Here is a 21,730-nt window from a genome sequence, read left to right as displayed (position 1 = left end):
GAACTCAGTCTAAGAACGCCACGTCCTGTGGCAATTTATCTGTGCGAAAGCGAAGCGACAGCAACACACGACTGAGTGACCAACATCATGCCGCTGACGCTACGCTTTCGCGCAAAAAACATCTGTTGGCCTAAAAGGCGCGTAGTAAAGTTTACTACGCGCCTTTTACTAGCCATTTTTAGACATGGAATAAAATTAATTTACCTGAAGAGTTAACTAGGCGATGAGTTTTGTTGGCAACACCTTTTTCTTCGATTTGTTGTAGACCGTTGATTTTTGCAGCCTCATCGTTTTCGAATTTCCATGTTTCATCAAACAATGTTTCCCCAGTTTTTTCAAAAGCTGTAAAACGATAATTCTCCATACAAACCCCACCCTTTACTTAAATATATTTCTATTATACATAGAAGGTTTATAAACTTCACGGTAAAACTAGCGAATATTTTGATAAATTACAAAAGTTGTGGAAAATTTAAGGCAATACGATTCATGAATATTCTTTGAATACATTTCTCATCTTGTGTGAAGTATGATAAAATAGAACAAATATTCGGTTTCGGCGTGATTCACGAATGTCTTATCATAAAGATGAGACAAATAGCTGTTGGTAAATTATTGAAGTGGCAATTTCGATGTACTGAATTATTTACTGCATTGCGAGTGAAAAAAGAATGACGTCAAGATATAAATTATTTATTACTTGAGGTGATTGGATGTCAACAATTCGTTTTTTCCATATGGCGGATTTACATTTAGATAGTCCATTTAAGGGCTTATTTGGTTTGCCTGAACAAAATTTCAAAAAGATTCGAACAAGTACTTTTGAAGCTTTTGACAAAATTATTGAGAAGGCTATTCAGGAGAAACCTGATTTTTTACTGATTGTCGGTGATATATATGATGGTGAAAATCGTAGCTTACAGGCACAAAGACGCTTTCAAGAGGCTATGGAAAAACTCTTTCAGCATAATATCCCTGTCATTTTAAGCTATGGTAATCATGATCACTTAAATGGTGCTTGGACACGCTTTTCCTTACCGAGCAATGTTTATGAGTTACCAGCTGAAACTAGTGTTGTGCAATTAAAAATACGTGGTCAGCAAATCAATATTTATGGCTTTAGTTATAGCGACCGTCATATAACGAAATCAATGATTGATAGTTATCCTGTTGCACAGGACCAGCATGTTATTCATATTGGTATGCTTCATGGTAGTGAGGCTAGCGATACCTCGCATGCTGTTTATGCCCCTTTCACAAAAGATCAACTTCTTGAAAAAAACTATCATTACTGGGCTTTAGGACATATTCATAAACGTCAACTTTTACATCAAAATCCACCGATTGTTTATCCAGGCAATATTCAAAGCCGACATCGGAAAGAGCAGGGAATAAAGGGCTTCTATGACGTAACCTTGTCACAAACCTCTACTGACCTGGAATTTGTGCCGACATCTACTGTTGTTTATAACACGGTAGAGGTGGATTGTACGAATGTGTTTCATGCAAATGAACTACTAAAAAAATGTGAGGAAGCATTGATCCTCAATCGTCAACAGTATGGGGCATCTGTTATTGAACTCCATTTAAAAAATATAGATGAACAATCACAATCTTTATTTGAACATGCTACTGTTGATGCATGGCTAGAAACTATTCGAGAAGCCGAGGATGGGATTGAACCGATGTGCTGGGTACAAAAGCTCGTGTTACATCAATCAGCAACATCGTATGAGCATACTGCTGTGACTGAATCGGTGATGAATTTAATGGAACAATGGGATAGTTCAGAATGGAAGGATATTTTAAAGGAACTGTACCAACATGCTGGTGGTGCAAGACTGATCGAACCTTTAACAGAACAGGACATTAAAAATTTAATGCACAACGCGCAAGAATTATTAGCAGAAGAAATTCAAAGGGCGTGAATAACATGCTAACGATACAAAAAATCCAAATTTATGGCTTTGGCAAGCATGAAAATATCACCATTACTTTACATGAAGGTGTTACCATTTTTTATGGTATGAATGAAGCGGGTAAAACGACCATTCAACAGTTTATTTTACAAATGCTTTTTGGATTTCCTACGAGGCAGCAGACACAACGTAAATATGAGCCGAAAGTATCGACTAAATTCGGTGGTCAGCTTACAATTTGGCATCCAACGTATGGGCAATGCACGATCGAACGTATTAAAGGAAAGGCAGCTGGAGATGTCACAGTTTATCTAGAAGACGGAACAATGGGGCATGAGGAGCTTTTAGCAAAACTATTAAATGGTTATTCAAAAGCCTCCTTTGAGTCCATTTTCTCCTTTTCATTACATGAGCTACAGGACATTGAGAAAATGTCAGAGGAAGAGCTAACACATTTGTTGCTTGCCTCAGGGACAACAGGGATTCAACAGCTATCATCTCTAGAAAAGAAATTAGACAAAGATGCTAGTGAGCTTTTTAAAAAAACAGGCAAAGTGCCACTTATTAATCAAAAATTGGAGCATTTAAAAAAGCTAGAGCGTACCATTAAACAAGAACAAGGTAATATTCAGACCTTTGAGGACAAATTATTACAATTACAGCAGCTCGATCAAAGGCTAGAGGGGTTATATAGTCAGCAAAAAACACAGCAGCAAAATTGGCAGCAGCTCACAATTCTTCAGCAAGCTATGCCGCTTATCAAACAGCAAAAAGCTTTCGAACAGACGCAAAAAAGCTATGAACATGTGCAGTTTCCGCCAGAAGGGATTCGTCGTTATGAGCAATTAAAGGATCGGCTTATGCATGAAACACTACAAATGGAGCAGCTGAAGGAGCAGTATCGGGGACTACAACAAAAGCTACAATTAACAATGGACGAGCAGGCTATTACTGAAATGTCTCGTCTTGTGAATAAGGAAGCAGCATGGAATCAGTTAGTTGTTAAGGAACAGAACTTAATGGATGAGCTGTATTTAATCGAGCAAGAAATAGAAGCGCAGTTTCGTTTATTAGGTGTTCAGGAAAAAACAGCGCAGGATATTTTGCTTATAGAAACTGTATCATTACAGCAAGAGGAACAATTCCAACAACAGTTAAGCCTATTAGAAGAAGCAGAAGCAGAGCTGAAATTTCAATTGCGTTCGGTGGAGCAACTACATGCAGAACTAGATACAATCGCTCAACTGAAACAACAGCTTCAACAGGAGTCATTATCTACAGAGGAAGAACATATTTTAGCAGAGTGGCCTCAGCGTAAGCGAAAGCTTGAACAATTGCGTTTTGGAAGGTCACAACGCTCGAAACAACAACAACCAAGTATTTTTATATTTATTGTGTTAGCCCTAAGTGTACTTTCGTTTATCTATGGTGTTATGGAAAAAAATATAGCTGTAATCGTTGTAGGAGCGGTTATGTCACTGATCATAATTTTATATTTAAAATTTGCTAGACAAGCACATGAAGCGCCGAGTAAACAGCAGAGTCAGCAAATACGTGAGTTAGAGCAGGAGGAAAATATGGCTCAAACCATCCTGCTAAAAAAACAAAAACTTGAAGATCGTTGGTTACATGTAAATGAGCAACAGCAAGAAAAAGAACGTCAATATGTGAAACTTGAATATAAAATTCAGCGGGCTGAGCAGGTGAATGAAGAGACCACTCAGTCGCTTCAGCATTTTTTAGGACGCTATCGGCTAGAGGGGAATATACCGAAAACATTATTACCAGAGCTGTTTATGCGCATTCGTGGTGCTCAAGAATTGGCAGCCAAAAAGAACAGTACATTTACTCTTCTACAAACGGTACAAGCGGAGAAAATCGGGCTCCTAGAACAAGCACAGCGAGTCTTAAAGGCAGAGTATAGTGAGCAAGAAATCTTTATGCATTTACGTAATACATTTCTTACTTTACAGCAGGAGCAACAGATATCCCAACAAGCAAAAGAGCAGTTGACTAGCCTTCAGACCAAAATTCAAGGAGTGCAATCATATATAGACAGCTATGAGTCTGAAATTACTCAGTTATTTAATGTCGCGAATGTTCAATCAGAGAAGGTTTATTATGAAACTCATGAACAATTTGAACAACAACAAAAAATAAAAACAGAACTTCAATCCATTCAAAGTCAGCTAGCCTCGCTGAATGTAGACAACGAACAGTCATTGATAGATGAGGAACAGCTTAATGAAAAACTACTTACTTTAGAAGATGAGCGGGGCGTAATGCAAGTAGCAATAGATCATTGCTTAGAACAACGCGCGACACTACAAATCCAAAAGGAGAATCTTCTAAATGACGAGAAATATGGTCAGTTGCTTCAACAGTTTGAAGAAGAGAAATCAGTGTTGCAACAGCTCATAGGGCAATGGGCTACAAAAAAGGCATTGGCTACTGCGATTCATGAAACATTGTTCCGCCTAAGAGAAGAAAAACTACCATATGTTTTGACAGAGGTTAATGCAATATTTAATTTGTTAACAGGTGGACGTTACGATAAGCTTTTCATTAATGATGAAGGCTATTTTGTTACACAGGATGTTTCTGGAATACGTTATCAAATGGCGGAATTATCACAGGCAACGAAGGAGCAAGCTTATATTTCGTTGCGCATGGCATTAGCAAAAACGCTTACAACTTCTGCTCCATTTCCATTTATTATGGACGATCCTTTTGTCCATTTTGATCGAAACCGTACAGACAAAATGGTACAATTAATGAAAGAAGTAGGATATGAACGTCAAATTTTATATTTTACTTGCCATGACACGATGCTCGAACATTGGCAGAAAGACCAAATTGTCGATGTTGGAGCACTAGCAAATGAAAGGGGAGTGGCGTCAACATGAAGGGTATTACGACGCTCCAGGCTGGAGAATCAGTTGATCAATTTTTATTAATTAAACAGGCGGCAAAAGGGGTTACTACAGTTGGAAAGCCATTTATGTCACTGTTATTACAAGATAAAAGTGGAGATATTGAGGCAAAGCTATGGGATACAAATGAAGAGCATGAAAAAATGTATCACGCTGAGGCGATTGTCCGTGTAGGTGGAGAAATTCATGACTACCGCGGTAAGAATCAATTGCGCATAAAATCAATCCGTGTAGCAAAACCAGAGGAGGGAATTGCTATTAATGATTTAGTTCCTTCCTCAGCTACTCCAAAAGAAGAATTATATGAAGAATTGACGCAATTTTTCTTTGATATTAAAAATCCGAATATATCACGAATTACACGTGCAGCTATTAAAAAACATCAGGATGCTATTTTAGTATATCCAGCTGCAACGAAAAATCATCATGATTATGCATCTGGTCTATTGGATCATATGGTGTCAATGTTGAGACTCGGAAAAGCAATTGCTGATTTATATCCTACTTTAAATCGGGATTTGTTATATGCGGGGATAATTTTGCATGATATTGGCAAGGTTGTAGAGCTATCAGGACCTGTTGCAACAATGTATACCGTTGAAGGGAATTTACTTGGCCATATTACAATTATGGTCAATGAAATTGCCAAGATTGCTAGTGAACTAGAAATCGAGGGCGAGGAAGTCATGCTATTGCAACATATGGTGCTATCTCACCACGGTAAAGAAGAATGGGGCAGTCCGAAAAAACCGATGATTCAAGAAGCAGAAATCTTACATTATATTGATAATATTGATGCTAAGATGAACATGCTAACTCGAGCATTAGGTAAAACAGCACCAGGCGAATTTACTGAGCGACTATTTCCGCTTGATAATCGCTCGTTTTATAAACCGACTATTTAGAATGCATAGGGCTGCTGAGAGAAACTTCTCAGCAGCCCTATTTTTTAAGTTGAAAACATTTATGAATATCTCTGTTGCTGAAATTCTACCTTCCTCTGCGCGATGAGATGTCTTATACCGACTCTTCAGAATTTAATCATCCATAAATATTTTTTTACTGTCACATTAGATGCTATCAATAAAATCACTGCTATTAAATTGAAGAATAGGTATCAGGTTCCGATTTAGTTCCTTCAAAGGATTACTTGATTTGGGAAAGCAAATTCACGTATAGACTGATTTTAAACAGGACAAAAAATGACAACCTTACTTTAAAATAATTTTATTCAAGTATATTATCATTTAACTTGATCAATCAAAAGTGGACAAATTTTTGCCAAACAAATAAGAGAAATAGTGAAGAATGGATATTAGTAACTCTATTTGGATGTCTTTGTGTTTTTTCGTAAAAGGAAAACAGTAAGTACAAATGGGATTTATCCTATGTTATTGAAAAGAGTTGTATCTGATAAAATCTAAAATTTACATTTATTCATAATAAGTATTGAATGGTTACATTGTTTTTTAGAATTTGGGAGTATTGAAAAATAAACTAAGGTTATAAAAATAATTTATATGAAATAAAAGGAAGTGATGGGGTATGAAACTAAAAAAAGAGAGTGCTTTATATTTAAAGCACTCATCAATAAAAAATAAATTTTTACAAAATAGAGGGAAGAAACACCTCTATATTTGACAAAGAACTATTATAGTGGGTTTTGCAAATAAGTTCTTCCTTCATACCAATATTTATCGTCTCTGACTTTTTCTTTATTATAGAGTAGATTACCCGAGTAAATAGCTTGCGCGTAAGGTGGATCTCGATCAATTGTGAAAGTATACTTAAATACTGGTCCATGATATTCATCGAAGAAATTACCGTAATCTCTATACGGCTTATCTTGTGCAAACGCACTGATAGTTAATGATTCTGTTTTTTCTTTTGCAAAATAATTTAATGCTTCTGGAGAAGCAGAAGCATTAATTTCTTTTGCTGAAGAGTTTACTGCTCCTGGAAAAAATAGAGCTCCACAAACAACTAAACCAGCAAATATTTTTGATATTTTCATAGTAAAAAATCCCTCTTTTTTCACTTAATAATTTGTATATAATGCTATAGCATATGTATCTTTCCCTCGAGTTATTTTTATATTACCATAATTTGAAATGGAAAATCAAATAATATTTAACATTAATTAACTTAAATGGTTTTGGGTGTTATTTTTATCTAAGTTAAACGACACGTTCAGCTCCATTGTTGACCATGATATTAAATTTATTGCAGTTGACACTATTGTTTATATTATTCACAGCTAGATAAGAGTAGAAAGTGTCTATTGTATCTGCATCTAAAATGTGGGACTTTAAATTAAGAAGTTATTACTTATTTGGAAGACAAAGAAAGGGTCTACCAATAATTTGATTGTAGTTTGCATTATCAGTATCATGGTGTAGTAGGCAATATTCATCCTAGTCTGTCTACAAATTACGAAGACTCTTTTAACTTAAAGGTTATTTTAACGTCTGTTGTATTCAGGGGATCTTCTTCTTCAAATCACAGCCAAAAATTCCTTTATTTCAAGTAGCGAACCCAAAAGAAGTTATGTATTATTTTCAAAAAAATGGATTATTCCAGGTAAACATCAAGAAGTGAATGAATGTATACAAGCACCTTTATTACTATCCTAAAGGGTGTAATGCCTACTGTCGCATCCATCTAGCTTTTCAACGCTTTTGCATTATATAAGTTGGCTTGAAAAAAACATATGGGAGACAGTTTATTTTTTTTGTACCTTTGTCTTCTTCCTTCTCAGCCTCTTTAGCTTTTGTCTCTTCCTCAGCCAATTCAAAAGAAGCATTACATGAAGAATTGACGCAATTTTTCTTTGATATTAAAAATCCGAATATATCACGAATTACACGTACAGCTATTAAGAAACATTAGGATGCTATTTTAGTCTATCCAGCTGCTAAGAAAAACCATCATGATTATGCGCTGGGTCTACTAGATCATCTGGTGTCCGTGTTGAGACTAGGAAAAGCAATTGCTGATTTTTATATTGATAATATTGATGCAAAGATGAATATGCTAACACGAGCATTAGGCAAAACTGCGCCAGGTGAATTTACTGAGCGACTATTCCCGCTTGATAATCGATCGTTTTATAAGCCGACTATTTAGTAAATGTGAAAAGATGTAAGCTTTATCGCTTAAATCAAAAAATGAAATAGCATTTAAAAAGAAAGAGGATTGATTTACATTACAAACTTGTTTGTAAGATACTTTTGATCAATTTTATTTCAAAGTGATAGTATAAAAAGGGTTACGCCTGTATAAGCGTAACCCTTTTTCATATAGTAAAATAACAACTAGTTAGATTATTTTTTGTCAGTATCTTTAGCGTTGTCGTCTTTACTTTCTTTATTAGCTTTTTCTTCAGCTTTTTTAGCTGCTTCTTCTGCAGCTTTAGCTTGCTCTTCACTTGTTGTTGTAAGGGCCTTGATAGCCGGTTCTAATTCTTTATCAGATGTTTTTACATCTGCATCTTTAGCCAATTTTGCAACGATATCTTTAATAACTTGTTGATCTTGACCTGTCTGCACTAATTTTTGTAGCATTTGTGCACGGATGTTTGTTTCTTCGTCTTTGAATGAGCCAACACCTTTTACATCACGCTTGTCCGTAACTTCAATAACGTGGTAACCAAAGCTTGTTTTAACTGGTTCACTTAATGTTTTTACAGGAAGGGCATAAGCAGCATCATTAAATTCTTCTACCATTGCACCAACAGAGAACCAACCAAGCTCTCCACCTTTTTGAGCAGAGCCAGTATCAGTTGAGTATTCTTTTGCTACATCTGCAAATTTAGCGCCGCCTTTAATTTTGGCAATAACTTCTTTAGCTGTTTTCTCATCTGCTACTAAAATATGACGAGTATTTAACTCAGTTTTCATTTGCTCATAATGTTTTTTTACATCTGCTTCTTTAAAAGCTTTATCTTTTAAAGCTTTTTCAGAAAGAAGCTGAACACGTAAAGCATCTTTATAGCCTTCCTCAGTTAAGCCGTTCTCAGCAAGTGCTTGAGCAAAGTTATCACCGAATTGTGAAGCAGTTGCGTCATATGCTTCCTTGATTTCTTTATCTGATACTTTATATTTGTCTGCTAATACTTTTTCAGTCAACATTTGTTCAAGTATCTTAGAACCTGCTAAAGATTTTGATGTTTTGTTAAAGTCAGCAACTGTAATGTCGCCCGCTTTTGAAGTTGCAATCGTTTTGTTGTCCCCTCCGCTACAAGCACCAAGCGCTAATACCGAAGCAGCTAATGTTAAAGATAAAACTGTCTTTTTCATAGTGGATATTCTCTCCTTACAATGGTTTCGTCCATTTTTTACTATAACATAAACGATTTAAAAACAAAATGGTTCCCCCTTGAGTATAGCCTATATTTCAGATTTTCAAGCGCATAGGATATAGAAAAGAAAGGGGGTGAAGTTATGAGCAGCGGAGGATATGGTGGTGGCGGTGGCTACGGCTCAGGCTTTGCTTTATTAGTTGTGTTATTTATTTTATTAATTATCGTTGGTGCAGCGTTCCTATACTAATTAATAAAAATGACGAAAAGCTAAGGGGTTAAGTCCTTAGCTTTTTTTACAATGTAGGCATCCGCACAAGCGCGGATGCACCTATTCTTTTTAACTATACTGCATATAAAACTTCAATATAAAATGAGACAAGTAATATTGTAATAAGTATATTTATAGTTCGGAATACTTTTGGTTGCTTTTCTTCGGGAATTTCACGTCGCATGCACAGCGCATAAGTCATGCGGTTTATTTGAAATAAATAGAATACCGAGAATAGAACTACAATCATTAATAGCAAGTCTATTCCTCCCCTCTTTCAGTATTAATAGCATAACAAAAAACGTCAATAAAACACAAGTACAAGCAATTTAGTGAACAGTAGGCGGCACTAAAATTTCATAGCCTTTAGGCGTCTCCTCAATCTGGGAGTCTTTAGGTGAATTCAATAAATATTTCACATATAGAATATCAATGACACAAAGACTACAATGGTAAGCTAAAAGTAATGTGCCATAATGTGTATACGCAGGGAATAGCAGTGTACCTAATAAAATGCTTGTATTTAAAACAATAAATGGTGTGAGTAAAGCTAAAATATAACGATTTTTCGATAAAGGTTCACGGATACGCATGTGTAGAACTGGAATAACATAAAATTGAGTACGCACACGCAATTTTAAATGTTGACGTAAATCATACAATGCTAGAAAGTGTAAGCATTTATGGATTGGATAGATTGCAAATATAGCAATAACAAATAGCCAAAACAACTGATCTGTATAGTGCTCGTCATTAAATAAATTAAATGTCACATAGGAAAGAGAAAATACAGTAAAAAAAACAAATATAGACATGATCATAATACGCGTTGTTCCGTAATGATGTTCAAGATTTAATATTTTCCAACAATGCATGATTATCAACTCCGTAATATGAATGGTCCTATTTAATGTAAATTGATTTATGTTAGAATGCAAGAAAAAGGAGGTATCTCAGAAAAATTTTCTGAAGTACCTCTTTTAGCATGATTTTATAAGTTACTACGGCCATTAAGTTATAGTTTACGAACAACTGTAAAAGCCAAATAGTTTCACTTTCATCCTTTTACAGTTGGACGTTCTTCTATCGTGTCAAAGGAATCACGGAAGTGCTGGAAGGAACGCTCGAAAATGTCGATGAAGTCCTCTCCATAAATATTGCGAATAACAGCCATAACATCTAAAAATTCTGGGAAGCGACCGTATAGGTCTTTTAAGGCTAGTGATCCTTCTAGCACAGAATGATACGTATTATGATAATTACTATTCATTTCTACAATAAGTTCTGTACCTGCTTCTGTTAACTCAACGTACGTATTACGCTTGTCGTCATCTCGCTTTGAAAACTTCAGGAATCCACGCTCTTCTAATTTCTTTGAAAAATTAAATGCTGTGGAAACGTGCATAACCCCGAATTTTGCCACATCAGAAATGGAAGCCCCTTTTAAATGATACGAAATCCATAAAATATGATGTTCATTAATATTTAAATCGTAGGGTTTAATCCATTGCTGCCAATCTTTTTCAACTGCTTTCCATAAGGCTTTTGATAATTGCGCAATTCTTTGACTATAAAGCATCGCTTCTTTTTGAGTGTATAAGTCCTCTGACAAAGCCATCACCTACTGCTTTCTTTAACATTTTAAAAATATTATAGCAATAAAGGAAAAAAGTTTAAAGTTAGAAAAATTAAAAAATTGAAAAGTGGCTAAAAAATAATATTATCGAGATTAAATTTAATAAAAATATAGATTTTTTGTTAGTGAATAAGGACTTTAGTCGCTAATTTTTTCTTGCGGTTTTTTCTTATTTTCTGTAAATTGTGCAACGTTTTTCTCGATTTCGTTTATTGAATTCTGTAATGCTTCTATTTCTTGTTGTAAGTTGTTTTTTGACGGCTCGATTTCTTCAGTGAATGTAGTAATAGTTTCTTTTAAATCATTTATTATTAGTGGTATATTATTTTTTATTTCATTTGTAAGTGAATTAACGGATTGTTTAACTGTGCCTACTTGCTGCTTTACATCTAATAGTTTGTCCTTTGTGCTTTCAGCATTTGATCGCAAATTGGCACGTAATTGTTGTCCTGATTGAGGAGTTGAAAAAAGTACAGCGATTGTACCGCCTACGATCCCAGCTGTCAGTCCAAATAAAAATGGTTTTGTTTTCATATCGAATACCTCATTTCTGTAATTATCATGTATTACCTACTATTAAACCATGAAATGCACAAATACCAAAAGAAAAAGGAAACTAAACGAGTGATTTTGAATCACGGTTTAGTTTCCTTTGTAGATGAACGTGCATGTTCTAGATTTATGCACCGTTTATTAAATTGATATAGCTGTTTGGAATTTAGAACGCTTCACTAATTTTGCAACTATCGGATAAATAATTGCAAAAGCAATAACATTAAATACTACAGCAGGTAATACAACGCCTACAAACAGAACAGCGAATGTTGCACCAACATTTGCATTGAATACAAAAAGTGCCACTGCTAAAAAGACAGTTCCAGATAAAATTGTTCCTAAACCAACTAAGCCAGTAGAAACTATAAAATTGCTTGTCAATTTTTTTAGCACAATTAATACAGCTAAAAATACAAAGCCTGTTACTGCTTTATCGATAATATTTGGAACAAGACCAGCTGGGAACGTTGTAAATAATCCTGAAAGTACACCGGTTGCTAAAGAAAGTAAGAACGTTTCTTTAACAGTAGGGAACAATAAAATGCCTATAAACATCATTGTTAGCATGAAATCTGGCTTCATGCCGTTTACCATCCCTGGTGTGACTACATAAAGGGTAGCGCCAACACCAACTAAAAGGGCCATTAATACTAAATTCTTTGTATTCATTTCTAATCTCTCCTCGACTATGCTAATCTTTTCGTCTCCTAACGTGTCCTCATGACCGTTAGCGAAACTTATTTGTGATTGTACGCTATAAATATGAAAATTGCAATAGACAATTCTGACAATTCAGGTGGTCAAAACATCATTTAAGGTTAGCTTTAATGCTTTCCGCAACTTCAGTTAATTGCTCTGGTGTATATTTTTGTGTTTGCCAAATTAAGCCCAAGCCTTCTTTTTCATCGTAACGAGGAATAAAATGTAAGTGATAGTGGAAAACAGTTTGTCCAGCTGCAGCACCATTATTATTAATTGTATTCAGTCCAATTGGATTAAAAGCAGCTTTTAAAGCATTCGCGATTTTTGGAGCTACTGCATATAAATTACGAGCCACATCCTCAGGCATTTCGAATAGATCCTTACAGTGATGTTTTGGAATTAATAGGGTATGCCCCTTTGCTACAGGTGAAATGTCAGTGAATGCAAAGACATGTTCGTCTTCATAAATTTTTGTACTTGGAATTGATCCATCAATGATTTTGCAAAATAGGCAATCGCTCATTCGAAAATTCCTCCTTATTTTATATGTAAGTACATTCTATCATACTCATAACTGTATCATTTGCTAATTTTTGATAAAATATAAACGAGAAGAGGAGTGAGGGCATGGCGGTATTAGAGGTACAACATGTGACAGGTGGTTATACAAGAAAGCCTGTTATTAAAGATTTATCATTTACGATTGAAAAAGGGGAGCTTGTAGGCTTAATCGGCTTAAATGGAGCTGGTAAAAGTACAACGATTAAGCATATTATCGGAACAATGCTTCCAAAAGAAGGAGACATTCGTTTAAATGGTGTGACATTAAAGGAAAATACGGACAAGTATCGTACAGCATTTTCCTATATTCCTGAAACACCTGTATTATACGATGAGCTAACATTACGTGAACATTTAGAATTAACAGCGATGGCTTACGGCCTAGATGAAGCAACACTTGCAGCTCGTTCACAAATATTATTAAAGGAATTTCGAATGGAAAAGCGACTTAATTGGTTCCCTTCGCATTTCTCTAAGGGAATGCGTCAAAAGGTTATGATTATGTGTGCCTTTTTAGTCAACCCAAGTCTTTACATTATTGATGAACCTTTTGTGGGGCTCGATCCACTTGGAATTCAATCATTGCTTGATCAGATGGATGAAAAGAAAAAAGAGGGCGCTTCTATATTAATGTCTACGCACATTTTATCGACCGCTGAAAAGCATTGTGACCGCATCATTTTATTGCATGAAGGACGTGTGCGAGCACAAGGAACAATGGAGGATTTACGCAACGCATTTGCGATGCCACATGCGACATTGGATGATTTATATATTGCAATGACAAAGGAGCACGACCATGAAGAACTTGCGTGATGTATGGTCCTCTCGCTTCATGCACTATATAGGTGAAGTACAAAAATATATGCGATTTATTTTTACAGGGCATCTAGCGATTGTACTAGTATTTCTTATCGGAGCAGGGGGCTATCAATATAGTGAATGGCTGAAAATTGTACAGCCTGATTTTCCAGCAGAAGTATTAATCGCAGTGTTTGTGGGGATTTTACTTGCATTTAGTCGCCCAACTTCACTTTTGAGAGAGCCAGACCAAGTGTATTTATTACCTTTAGAATCAAAAATGTCACAGTATTTTAAAAAGGCGTTAGCGTGGACGTTTTGGTCACAAGTTTGGATTGTGGCAATTGTTTATATCGTTAGCATCCCTTTACTAAAGGCTGTTACTGAATTAACAACATTTGAAATTTGGTCAGTGTTTTTACTTATTATTATATTGAAGTATTTGAGCGTTCAGGGTGAATTTAGCTATCGTTATAGTGAACGTGGTCAAATGATCTGGGTGGACAAGCTAATTCGAGCTGTTATCTTTAGTGTTGCTGTGTACATGGGGCTTCATATGCAGCTTATTTTAGCGATTGTTGCTGCTGCAATTGGATGTGTGTATATTGTAATATTTAGAAAAAAATGTGCAGGTGAGCCTGTCCCTTACGAGCATTTTGTGAAACTGGAACAAAATCGTATGATGAGCTTCTATCGATTTGCTAATTATTTTACAGACGTTCCGCATTTACGTGGTAGCATCCGTCGTCGTGGTTGGCTTGACTGGCTCTACAAATTTGTGCCATACAAAAAGGACAAAGCTCAAAAGTACTTGGTGTTCCGTACATTCGTCCGAACAGATGATCATTTTTATTTATGGCTCCGATTAACAGTGATTTCAGCTGTTATTGCTGCCTTTGTAGATATCCCAGTCGTTACATGGATTGTTGCAGGTGCATTAAGCTTTGCGACAACCATTCAATTAAAGCAGGCTTTATTATCAAGTGGTGAATTCCGTATGGACATGCTGTATCCTTTACCTGATGAAGCACGCAAGGTAGCGGTCAATCAAATTGTGCGTCTTGCGATGATCACTCAAGCTATTATAGTTAGTCTATGTGGTATCACACAGCCAATGTTCTATGTAACCTTTATCATCGTACTGGTTGTAAGTGAATTGACTGCTAAGGTCTCAAAATCTTGATAATGAAATCAAAAGCTCATTTTTCCAATAAAAGAATTGGAGAAATGAGCTTTATTTTTTATTCAACAAATTGATAGTCTAGTGCTGCTGTTAATAATACCTTTGCAGCAATGAGCATGCCTTTTTCATCTATATCGAATTTTGGATGATGATGTGGTGCATATTCAGCTGGTTCGGCTCCAGTAAAGAAGAATGTACCTGGCTTTTCTTCTAAGTAGTAAGAGAAATCTTCAGCCCCCATAGTAGCTTCAACCTCAGCAACATCACAAATATCCTGTGCGATATTACGCACAAATAGTGTTTCCTTCTCATGATTGACAACTGCAGGGTAGCCACGACGATAATCAAGCTCAATTGTACAATCATGTGCAATTTCTGTACCTTGGATAACCCGTTTAAACTCACGCTCCATCGCTTCACGAACATCCTTATCAAATGTTCGAATTGTGCCATTTAAATAGGCTGTATCGGCAATAATATTGTCAGCATTAGATGCTACGAATGAACCAACTGATAAAACAGCCGATTCGATTGGATCAACACGGCGTGCGACAAGTTGTTGTAAATTCATAACGAGCTGAGAGCCAATAACGATTGCATCCTTTGTTTGATGCGGATGAGCACCGTGCCCACCCTGACCTTGGATTTTCATTTCAAAACTATCAACAGCGGCCATCATCGGCCCTACGCGGTAGCCAATCATGCCTGTCGGATGGTTGGAAGATAGATGTGTACCAAAAATAGCATCAACGCCATTCAAAGCTCCAGCCTGTACCATCCCAATTGCTCCACCTGGATCGACTTCTTCAGCATGCTGATGAATTAGTACATATTCCCCTGCTAATTCATCGCGCATTTCCCACAATAGCTTACCGATAATTAACAAAGTAGCTGTATGACCATCATGCCCGCAAGCATGCATAACGCCAGACACAGTTGATTTGTATGGTACGTCTTTTTCATCTTGTATAGGCAGTGCATCAAAGTCTGCTCGTAAGGCAATCGTTTTGCCAGGCTTGCTTCCTTTAATGCGCGCAATTAAACCGTAGCCACTGACATTCGCTTCAAGCGGTACGCCCAGATTTTCATAAAATTGAATAATATAGTTAGTAGTTTCTTGCTCCTGAAAGCTCAGCTCCGGATGCATATGTAGATGACGACGAGTCGCCACCATTTCATCAAAATGGGCATCAATCTTTTCAAGTAGACGTTGGTTCACAGTAAAACCTCCTTAAACAGATTATCCTAGATTTTTATTAGGAGCATAATAGTTTCGCTAACTGGATAAACAGGGTCAGCACTACTTATAAAAGAATATTCTTGGCAAGAGTAATGAATTCCGCGCGTTCCGGAAAATGCCCTCCGGAAGAGCATTGGGATCCGCGTACCCGGGGGGATACTCGCGGAAGGGCAGCGAATACCCGCGGAAAGCAGTGAATCCTTGCCCGCCCTAACTAATCTTCGTTTTCTTCTTTTGGAGCAGCACTATAGGTTGTGACATAGGAAGCTGCTGAGAAAATGTTTTGCTGGTTCACACCTGTTGGTTCTTTACGTTCGGCATGTGCTGATGCAAAGGCCTTTGAGCTCTTCCATACTTCGAACGAATGAGGACCATTCCATTGTGTCATGACGATGTATGTTTCACTATTTAATGGACGAAGTAGTCGGAATGCTACGAAGCCTGGTTCATCTTCAATAGCACGTGCTCGATTTAAAAAGCGATGTTCAAATACTGGTCGACCTTCATCTGTAACGGGAATATTGTTGAATACAAAGAAGCCACGTTCTTCTAAATCATTTACTGAATCTAGCACTTCAAACTTACGTGGTGTGGCAAAGGCAGATTTTCCTTCGGTCTCATGTATAAGCACAGAGTTTCCTTCTCCGTGTATTAAAATCATTACCTCGTTTTGATATTTATTCTTTAGCTGTTCTAAAAAATCACCTGTACCAGAAGTTAAATAAATATACATAAAATTGACCTCCTTATGAATTTTCGTAATATAGCGTGATTATCTCCATTTAAGTGGAAGTCTAAAGCTTTGTCAAAAAGAAATCCCTTAGAAAGAACAATTTTATGACATTTCCCTATGAAAACTATACAATAACAGAGGAAGCGTTTACTATTGAAAACGGATATCAACAATAACGGAATAAACAAGAGAAATTTACGATATGAATTTTATTGAGGGGAAGGAACTATTCATGACAACTTTTAATGATACACTTCTACGTGCTGCACGAGGAGAAAGAACGGAACATACACCAGTATGGTATATGCGACAAGCAGGACGCTCTCAGCCTGAATATCGTGCGATTAAAGAAAAGTATTCTTTAGAGGAAATTACACTTCAACCTGAGCTTTGTGCATATGTAACGCGATTACCAGTAGAAAATTACAATGTTGATGCGGCAATTTTATACAAAGATATAGTAACTCCACTCCCTGGTATTGGGGTAGATGTAAAAATCAAAGCAGGCGTAGGTCCTGTAATTTCGAATCCTATTCGCTCAGTCGCTGATATAGAAAAACTAGGCGAATTCAATGCGAAAGAACATACACCGTACGTTCTAGAAACGATAAAAATGTTAACAGCGGAACAACTAAATGTACCTCTAATCTGTTTTGCAGGTGCGCCATTCACTCTCGCAAGCTATATGATTGAAGGTGGTCCTTCAAGAAACTATAATAAAACAAAGTCATTTATGGTATCAGAGCCTCAAGCTTGGTTTGCCTTAATGGACAAATTAGCTGACATGATTATTTCTGATGTATCTGCCCAAGTCGAAGCGGGAGCAAAAGCTATCCAAATATTTGACTCTTGGGTTGGTGCTTTAAATGTTGAAGACTATCGTGTTTTCATTAAACCGATTATGACACGTATTTTTGCTGAGCTGAGAAAAGAAAATGTGCCACTTATTCAGTTTGGCGTCGGTGCAAGTCATTTAGCGAAAGAGTGGAATGATTTACCGATTGATGTTGTTGGCTTAGATTGGCGTTTACCAATTAAAGAAGCACGTGCAAACGGTATAACTAAACCAGTACAAGGTAATTTAGATCCATCACTATTACTTGCAGATTGGTCAATTATTGAAAAACGCACGAAGGATATTATCGATCAAGGCTTAGAAATGCCAGGACATATCTTTAACTTAGGTCATGGTGTATTCCCAGAGGTAGATCCAGAAGTGTTAAAACGTTTAACAGCTCTTATTCATGAGTATAGTGCTCAACAGCTCCAAGCACGTTCTTAATATAGAAGTGAACAAGATATAAAATCTCATATTCTTTTCTAGGATGATATCTCGATTTCATCCTAGAAAGGGTGCTGTCCAACCTAATGAATTGGACAGCTTCTTTTTGTCACATACTGTACGATTAAAGATAAATTTAACTATTATTTAGAGGTGAAAAGGTTAATGAAAGAAGTTAAAGGCTTATTAGTTATGGCATACGGAACACCCTATAAAGAAGAAGACATCGAACCTTACTATACGCATATTCGCCACGGCCGCAAACCATCAGAAGAGCATTTAGAAGATTTACGCAGTCGTTATGAAGCAATCGGTGGTTTATCGCCACTTGCTGCTGCTACGAAAGCGCAGGCTGAGGCTTTATGTGCACGTTTAAATGAAGTACAAGATAAAGTGGAATACAAATTATTTATCGGATTAAAGCATATTCACCCGTTCATTGAAGATGCTGTAGAAGGAATGGTAGCAGCAGGTATTAAAGAAGCGGTTTCTATCGTGTTAGCTCCTCACTTCTCAACGTTCTCCATTAAATCATATAATGGTCGTGCAGCAGAAACAGCTGGAAATCGCTTAACAATTACTTCTGTAGAATCATGGTATGATGAACCGAAGTTCATTGAGTATTGGAAATTGAAAGTGAATGAAACGTTTAATGCAATGTCTGGTGAAGAACGTGAAAAAGCATGTTTAATCGTGTCTGCACATTCACTTCCAGAGAAAATTAAAGAACTAGGCGATCCATATGAAGATCAATTAATTGAGACGGCTCGACTAATCAAAGAAGCGACAGGTGTAAAGAATGTAGAAGTTGGCTGGCAATCAGCAGGGCAAACACCTGAGCCATGGATCGGTCCAGATGTTCAGGACTTAACGCGTGAACTTTACGAGCAAAAAGGCTTCCGTTCATTCGTTTATACACCAGTTGGCTTTGTAACAGAACATTTAGAAGTTTTATATGACAACGATTATGAATGTAAAGTTGTTTGTGATGAACTTGGCGCGAAATATTATCGTCCAGCAATGCCAAATACACACCCGTTATTTATTGATGCAATGGTTGATGCCATTCATAAAAAATTAAGCTAAGCGAAAAGAAAGTGATGATGTTGGTGACTCAGAAAAGACGAAAGGTAGTTGTTGTAGGCGGTGGTATTACCGGCCTCACAGCTGCGTTCTATTTGCAAAAAGAAGCAAGCGCAAAAGAATTGCCGTTAGATATCGTACTTGTCGAGTCGTCATTACGTCTTGGCGGAAAAATACAAACACTGAGAAAAGATGGCTTAATTATCGAGCGCGGGCCAGAATCTTTTTTTGATCGTGAAAACTATGTATATGCTTTGGCAAAGGATTTAGGCATTGAACAGGAAATGATTACAAGCAATACAGGACCGACTTACGTTGCCGTTGGTAGTCAATTGTATCCAATCCCGAGCAATCTTTTGTCTGGGGCAACACCACATGTTTCGTCATTTATTACATCAGGTTTGTTTTCACTTAGCGGGAAAGTTCGTGCAGCGGGGGATTTTTTCATTCCTCGCTCTGCACAGAATGATGACCAACCATTAGGGAAGTTTTTTAGAAGAAGATTCGGTGCTGAAATTGTAGAAAATCTAGTAGAGCCATTACTTGCAGGAACATTTGCTGGTGATATTGAGCAGTTAAGCATGCGCTCAACATTCCCACAGCTCTATGGATTAGAACAAAAATATCGGAGCCTACTGATTGGGATGAAAAAGTCTGGTACGAATTTTTTAAGTAACAAACTCAATACGAAAGATAAGGGGATTTTTCAAACATTTAATAATGGTCTTGAGACACTTATCGAAAAACTTGAAGAATCACTACTTCCTGGGACAGTTATGAAGGGTGTTAAAGTTGAGGAAATTGAGCATGGTAAGGATGGGACTGTCCAAGTTGTGTTAAACAATTTTACACAATTAAAAGCAGATGCTGTTATTATTGCTACACCATTTAATGTGGCAAGAAAAATGTTCAGTAAACACCAGTTATTATCGGAATTGAGTACGATGAAGGCAGCAACTATTGCTACTGTGACAATGGCATTTAAAAAAGACCAGTTAGGTGATCTAGATGCGTTATCATTTTTTGTCTCTCGAAATAGTGATTTTTCAATAACCTCTTGCACGTGGATGAATCGAAAGTGGCCAGGCACAACACCAGATGATTACGTGCTGTTACGCAGTTATATTGGTCGAGTGGGCGACGAGGCAATTGTAGCGTTATCTGATACAGAAATTGAAAAGACCGTATTGCAGGATTTAATGAAAACAATTGGTGTAGATGGAGAACCGTTAATGACTGTCGTTTCCCGCTGGAAAAATGCCATGCCACAGTATACGGTAGGACATGAGGCGAAGGTAGAGCGTGTAAAACAAGAATTACGTGAACATTTTCCGACTGTCAAGCTCTCGGGGAGTTCCTTCGAAGGAATATCAATACCTGAGTGCGTGGAGCAAGGCAAAAATGTTGCTGACGAAATAGTAAAGGAAATGTTTACGGATTTGTAAGGCATAAATGGTTACTAAAAAAGTAGTACAAACATGAAAAATTATGTTTGTACTACTTTTTATTGTTTGTTAGCAATTAGAGTTTTTAGGGAATTTGGTGATAAAAAATTTGTAAAGAGCTTTGATAGGGGAAAGTACAAATTGTACAAGTTAGATGTCAAATTAAAGACTGGGAAAGTAGCTTCCACTTTCCCAGTAAGATCTTAATGCTATGAAATTCGGTGACATGACCATACAATACCGCCGGAGTTAGCTCCTCCAAGAGTAAGTCCTAATGTTAAACCGTTAGCATTGTAAAATAAATCAATGACATCACCTGCATTTAAATCGGCTTCTCCAGCTAATGTTACTGTCCCATTACCAAGGACAGCACGTAAGGTTAACAGGGTTACAGCTATATTTAATACAGGGAATAAACCGCTTATTAAATTTGTTGTAGTGTTTTGGCGAATAGCAAATGATGGATTGATACCAGCACCTAAGCTTATGGTAATTGCTGCAGTTGTAGAGTAGTTGATTGTAGCTTCAAAAGCATATCTTCCAGTCGTTGGAACAGTGAAAATTCCGGTCGTTGGATTGAATGCTGGTGTTGTGAAATATGGAGCTGCAACACTCCAGTTAGTGATTGTAGTAGAAGCGCTTACAGATAAAGCATTAGCAAATGCTGAGAAACCTTCTGTAAATGCTGGTCCAGTAGCGCCAGTAGCCCCAGTAGCGCCAGTAGCGCCAGTAGCGCCAGTAGCGCCAGTAGCGCCAGTAGCGCCAGTAGCGCCAGTAGCGCCAGTAGCGCCAGTAGGCCCAGTGTCCCCGGTAGAACCAGTAACGCCAGTAGCGCCAGTAGCGCCAGTAGCCCCGGTAACGCCAGTAGGCCCAGTGTCTCCAGTAATGCCAGTAGCTCCGGTAACGCCAGTAGGTCCAGTGTCCCCAGTAGCGCCAGTAGGCCCGGTAACGCCAGTAGGTCCAGTGTCCCCGGTAGAACCAGTAACGCCAGTAGCGCCAGTAGCCCCGGTAACGCCAGTAGGCCCAGTGTCTCCAGTAATGCCAGTAGCTCCGGTAACGCCAGTAGGTCCAGTGTCCCCAGTAGGT

Annotated in this window: 20 protein-coding genes and 2 pseudogenes; 10 read left to right on the top strand and 12 right to left on the bottom strand. The window is 37.2% G+C overall.

What is annotated here, in order from left to right:
* Window positions 1-178: 178 nt before the first annotated feature.
* Window positions 179-364, bottom strand: coding sequence for a YhzD family protein (locus ACIQLB_RS14650; protein ID WP_053485764.1), 186 nt, complete (start codon window positions 362-364; stop codon window positions 179-181).
* 349 nt (window positions 365-713) lie between these two features.
* Between ACIQLB_RS14650 and ACIQLB_RS14645 the strand changes: the two genes are divergently transcribed.
* Genes ACIQLB_RS14645 through yhaM form a run of 3 tightly spaced genes read left to right on the top strand, consistent with a single transcriptional unit; the run spans window position 714 to window position 5,757 of the window.
* Window positions 714-1,928: a metallophosphoesterase family protein gene (locus ACIQLB_RS14645; RefSeq protein ID WP_400726980.1), complete on the top strand. Its 1,215-nt coding sequence runs from the start codon at window positions 714-716 to the stop codon at window positions 1,926-1,928.
* 5 nt (window positions 1,929-1,933) lie between these two features.
* A complete protein-coding gene (locus ACIQLB_RS14640; RefSeq protein WP_400726977.1) occupies window positions 1,934-4,825 on the top strand; it encodes an ATP-binding protein in 2,892 nt (963 codons plus the stop codon).
* Window positions 4,822-5,757: a 3'-5' exoribonuclease YhaM gene (gene yhaM, locus ACIQLB_RS14635; RefSeq protein ID WP_400726974.1), complete on the top strand. Its 936-nt coding sequence runs from the start codon at window positions 4,822-4,824 to the stop codon at window positions 5,755-5,757. Before ACIQLB_RS14640 ends, yhaM begins: the two co-directional genes overlap by 4 nt.
* Before the next feature lie 746 nt (window positions 5,758-6,503).
* Here yhaM and ACIQLB_RS14630 read toward each other — a convergent pair.
* On the bottom strand, window positions 6,504-6,866 hold the full coding sequence (locus tag ACIQLB_RS14630) for a hypothetical protein (protein WP_400726971.1): 363 nt from the start codon (window positions 6,864-6,866) through the stop codon (window positions 6,504-6,506).
* 758 nt (window positions 6,867-7,624) lie between these two features.
* Here ACIQLB_RS14630 and ACIQLB_RS14625 point away from each other — a divergent pair.
* Window positions 7,625-7,978 (top strand): annotated as a pseudogene (locus ACIQLB_RS14625) (hypothetical protein); the annotation flags it as partial.
* Window positions 7,979-8,175: 197 nt separating this feature from the next.
* On the opposite strand, the gene ACIQLB_RS14620 reads toward ACIQLB_RS14625, so the two are convergent.
* Window positions 8,176-9,150 (bottom strand): peptidylprolyl isomerase, encoded by a 975-nt coding sequence (locus ACIQLB_RS14620; protein WP_400726968.1) that lies wholly within the window; start codon window positions 9,148-9,150, stop codon window positions 8,176-8,178.
* 144 nt (window positions 9,151-9,294) lie between these two features.
* On the opposite strand from ACIQLB_RS14620, the gene ACIQLB_RS14615 reads away from it, so the two are divergent.
* Complete coding sequence (locus tag ACIQLB_RS14615) at window positions 9,295-9,402, top strand: YjcZ family sporulation protein (RefSeq protein ID WP_082172877.1); 108 nt, start codon at window positions 9,295-9,297, stop codon at window positions 9,400-9,402.
* Between the two features lie 94 nt (window positions 9,403-9,496).
* On the opposite strand, the gene ACIQLB_RS14610 is transcribed toward ACIQLB_RS14615, so the two are convergent.
* From ACIQLB_RS14610 to ACIQLB_RS14585, 6 genes are all read right to left on the bottom strand, one after another.
* Window positions 9,497-9,682: a hypothetical protein gene (locus tag ACIQLB_RS14610; protein ID WP_049668928.1), complete on the bottom strand. Its 186-nt coding sequence runs from the start codon at window positions 9,680-9,682 to the stop codon at window positions 9,497-9,499.
* A 70-nt stretch (window positions 9,683-9,752) separates the two neighbouring features.
* Window positions 9,753-10,298, bottom strand: a complete 546-nt coding sequence (locus ACIQLB_RS14605; protein WP_400726964.1) for a DUF3267 domain-containing protein — start codon at window positions 10,296-10,298, stop codon at window positions 9,753-9,755.
* A 182-nt stretch (window positions 10,299-10,480) separates the two neighbouring features.
* On the bottom strand, window positions 10,481-11,041 hold the full coding sequence (locus ACIQLB_RS14600) for an HTH-type transcriptional regulator Hpr (protein WP_400727109.1): 561 nt from the start codon (window positions 11,039-11,041) through the stop codon (window positions 10,481-10,483).
* Between the two features lie 156 nt (window positions 11,042-11,197).
* Window positions 11,198-11,593 (bottom strand): YtxH domain-containing protein, encoded by a 396-nt coding sequence (locus ACIQLB_RS14595; RefSeq protein ID WP_400726961.1) that lies wholly within the window; start codon window positions 11,591-11,593, stop codon window positions 11,198-11,200.
* A gap of 159 nt (window positions 11,594-11,752) precedes the next feature.
* On the bottom strand, window positions 11,753-12,283 hold the full coding sequence (locus tag ACIQLB_RS14590) for a tryptophan transporter (protein ID WP_400726958.1): 531 nt from the start codon (window positions 12,281-12,283) through the stop codon (window positions 11,753-11,755).
* 139 nt (window positions 12,284-12,422) lie between these two features.
* Window positions 12,423-12,839, bottom strand: coding sequence for an HIT family protein (locus ACIQLB_RS14585; RefSeq protein ID WP_400726956.1), 417 nt, complete (start codon window positions 12,837-12,839; stop codon window positions 12,423-12,425).
* A gap of 104 nt (window positions 12,840-12,943) precedes the next feature.
* Between ACIQLB_RS14585 and ACIQLB_RS14580 the strand changes: the two genes are divergently transcribed.
* Together ACIQLB_RS14580 and ACIQLB_RS14575 are read left to right on the top strand one after the other, a co-directional pair.
* A complete protein-coding gene (locus ACIQLB_RS14580) occupies window positions 12,944-13,693 on the top strand; it encodes an ABC transporter ATP-binding protein (protein WP_400726953.1) in 750 nt (249 codons plus the stop codon).
* Window positions 13,677-14,861, top strand: a complete 1,185-nt coding sequence (locus tag ACIQLB_RS14575) for an ABC transporter permease (RefSeq protein ID WP_400726950.1) — start codon at window positions 13,677-13,679, stop codon at window positions 14,859-14,861. Before ACIQLB_RS14580 ends, ACIQLB_RS14575 begins: the two co-directional genes overlap by 17 nt.
* 58 nt (window positions 14,862-14,919) lie before the next feature.
* Here the strand turns inward: ACIQLB_RS14575 and ACIQLB_RS14570 are convergent, their stop codons facing one another.
* Both ACIQLB_RS14570 and ACIQLB_RS14565 read right to left on the bottom strand, forming a co-directional pair.
* On the bottom strand, window positions 14,920-16,080 hold the full coding sequence (locus ACIQLB_RS14570; RefSeq protein ID WP_400726947.1) for an amidohydrolase: 1,161 nt from the start codon (window positions 16,078-16,080) through the stop codon (window positions 14,920-14,922).
* Window positions 16,081-16,315: 235 nt separating this feature from the next.
* The gene (locus ACIQLB_RS14565; protein WP_400726944.1) at window positions 16,316-16,834 is read right to left on the bottom strand and encodes an antibiotic biosynthesis monooxygenase family protein; all 519 of its coding nucleotides are present in this window, start codon (window positions 16,832-16,834) and stop codon (window positions 16,316-16,318) included.
* A 232-nt stretch (window positions 16,835-17,066) separates the two neighbouring features.
* On the opposite strand from ACIQLB_RS14565, the gene hemE reads away from it, so the two are divergent.
* The 3 genes from hemE (at window position 17,067) to hemY (ending at window position 20,644) form a co-directional block, all read left to right on the top strand.
* Window positions 17,067-18,116 (top strand): uroporphyrinogen decarboxylase, encoded by a 1,050-nt coding sequence (gene hemE / locus ACIQLB_RS14560; protein WP_400726941.1) that lies wholly within the window; start codon window positions 17,067-17,069, stop codon window positions 18,114-18,116.
* 165 nt (window positions 18,117-18,281) lie between these two features.
* Window positions 18,282-19,202, top strand: a complete 921-nt coding sequence (gene hemH / locus ACIQLB_RS14555; RefSeq protein WP_400726937.1) for a ferrochelatase — start codon at window positions 18,282-18,284, stop codon at window positions 19,200-19,202.
* 14 nt (window positions 19,203-19,216) lie between these two features.
* On the top strand, window positions 19,217-20,644 hold the full coding sequence (hemY, locus tag ACIQLB_RS14550) for a protoporphyrinogen oxidase (RefSeq protein WP_400727107.1): 1,428 nt from the start codon (window positions 19,217-19,219) through the stop codon (window positions 20,642-20,644).
* Window positions 20,645-20,853: 209 nt separating this feature from the next.
* Here hemY and ACIQLB_RS14545 read toward each other — a convergent pair.
* Window positions 20,854-21,730, bottom strand: a pseudogene (locus ACIQLB_RS14545) (collagen-like protein); the annotation flags it as partial.

Source organism: Lysinibacillus sp. NPDC092081 (genome assembly GCF_044755845.1).
Taxonomy (GTDB): domain Bacteria; phylum Bacillota; class Bacilli; order Bacillales_A; family Planococcaceae; genus Lysinibacillus.
This window is presented reverse-complemented; position numbering and strand designations above follow the sequence as displayed.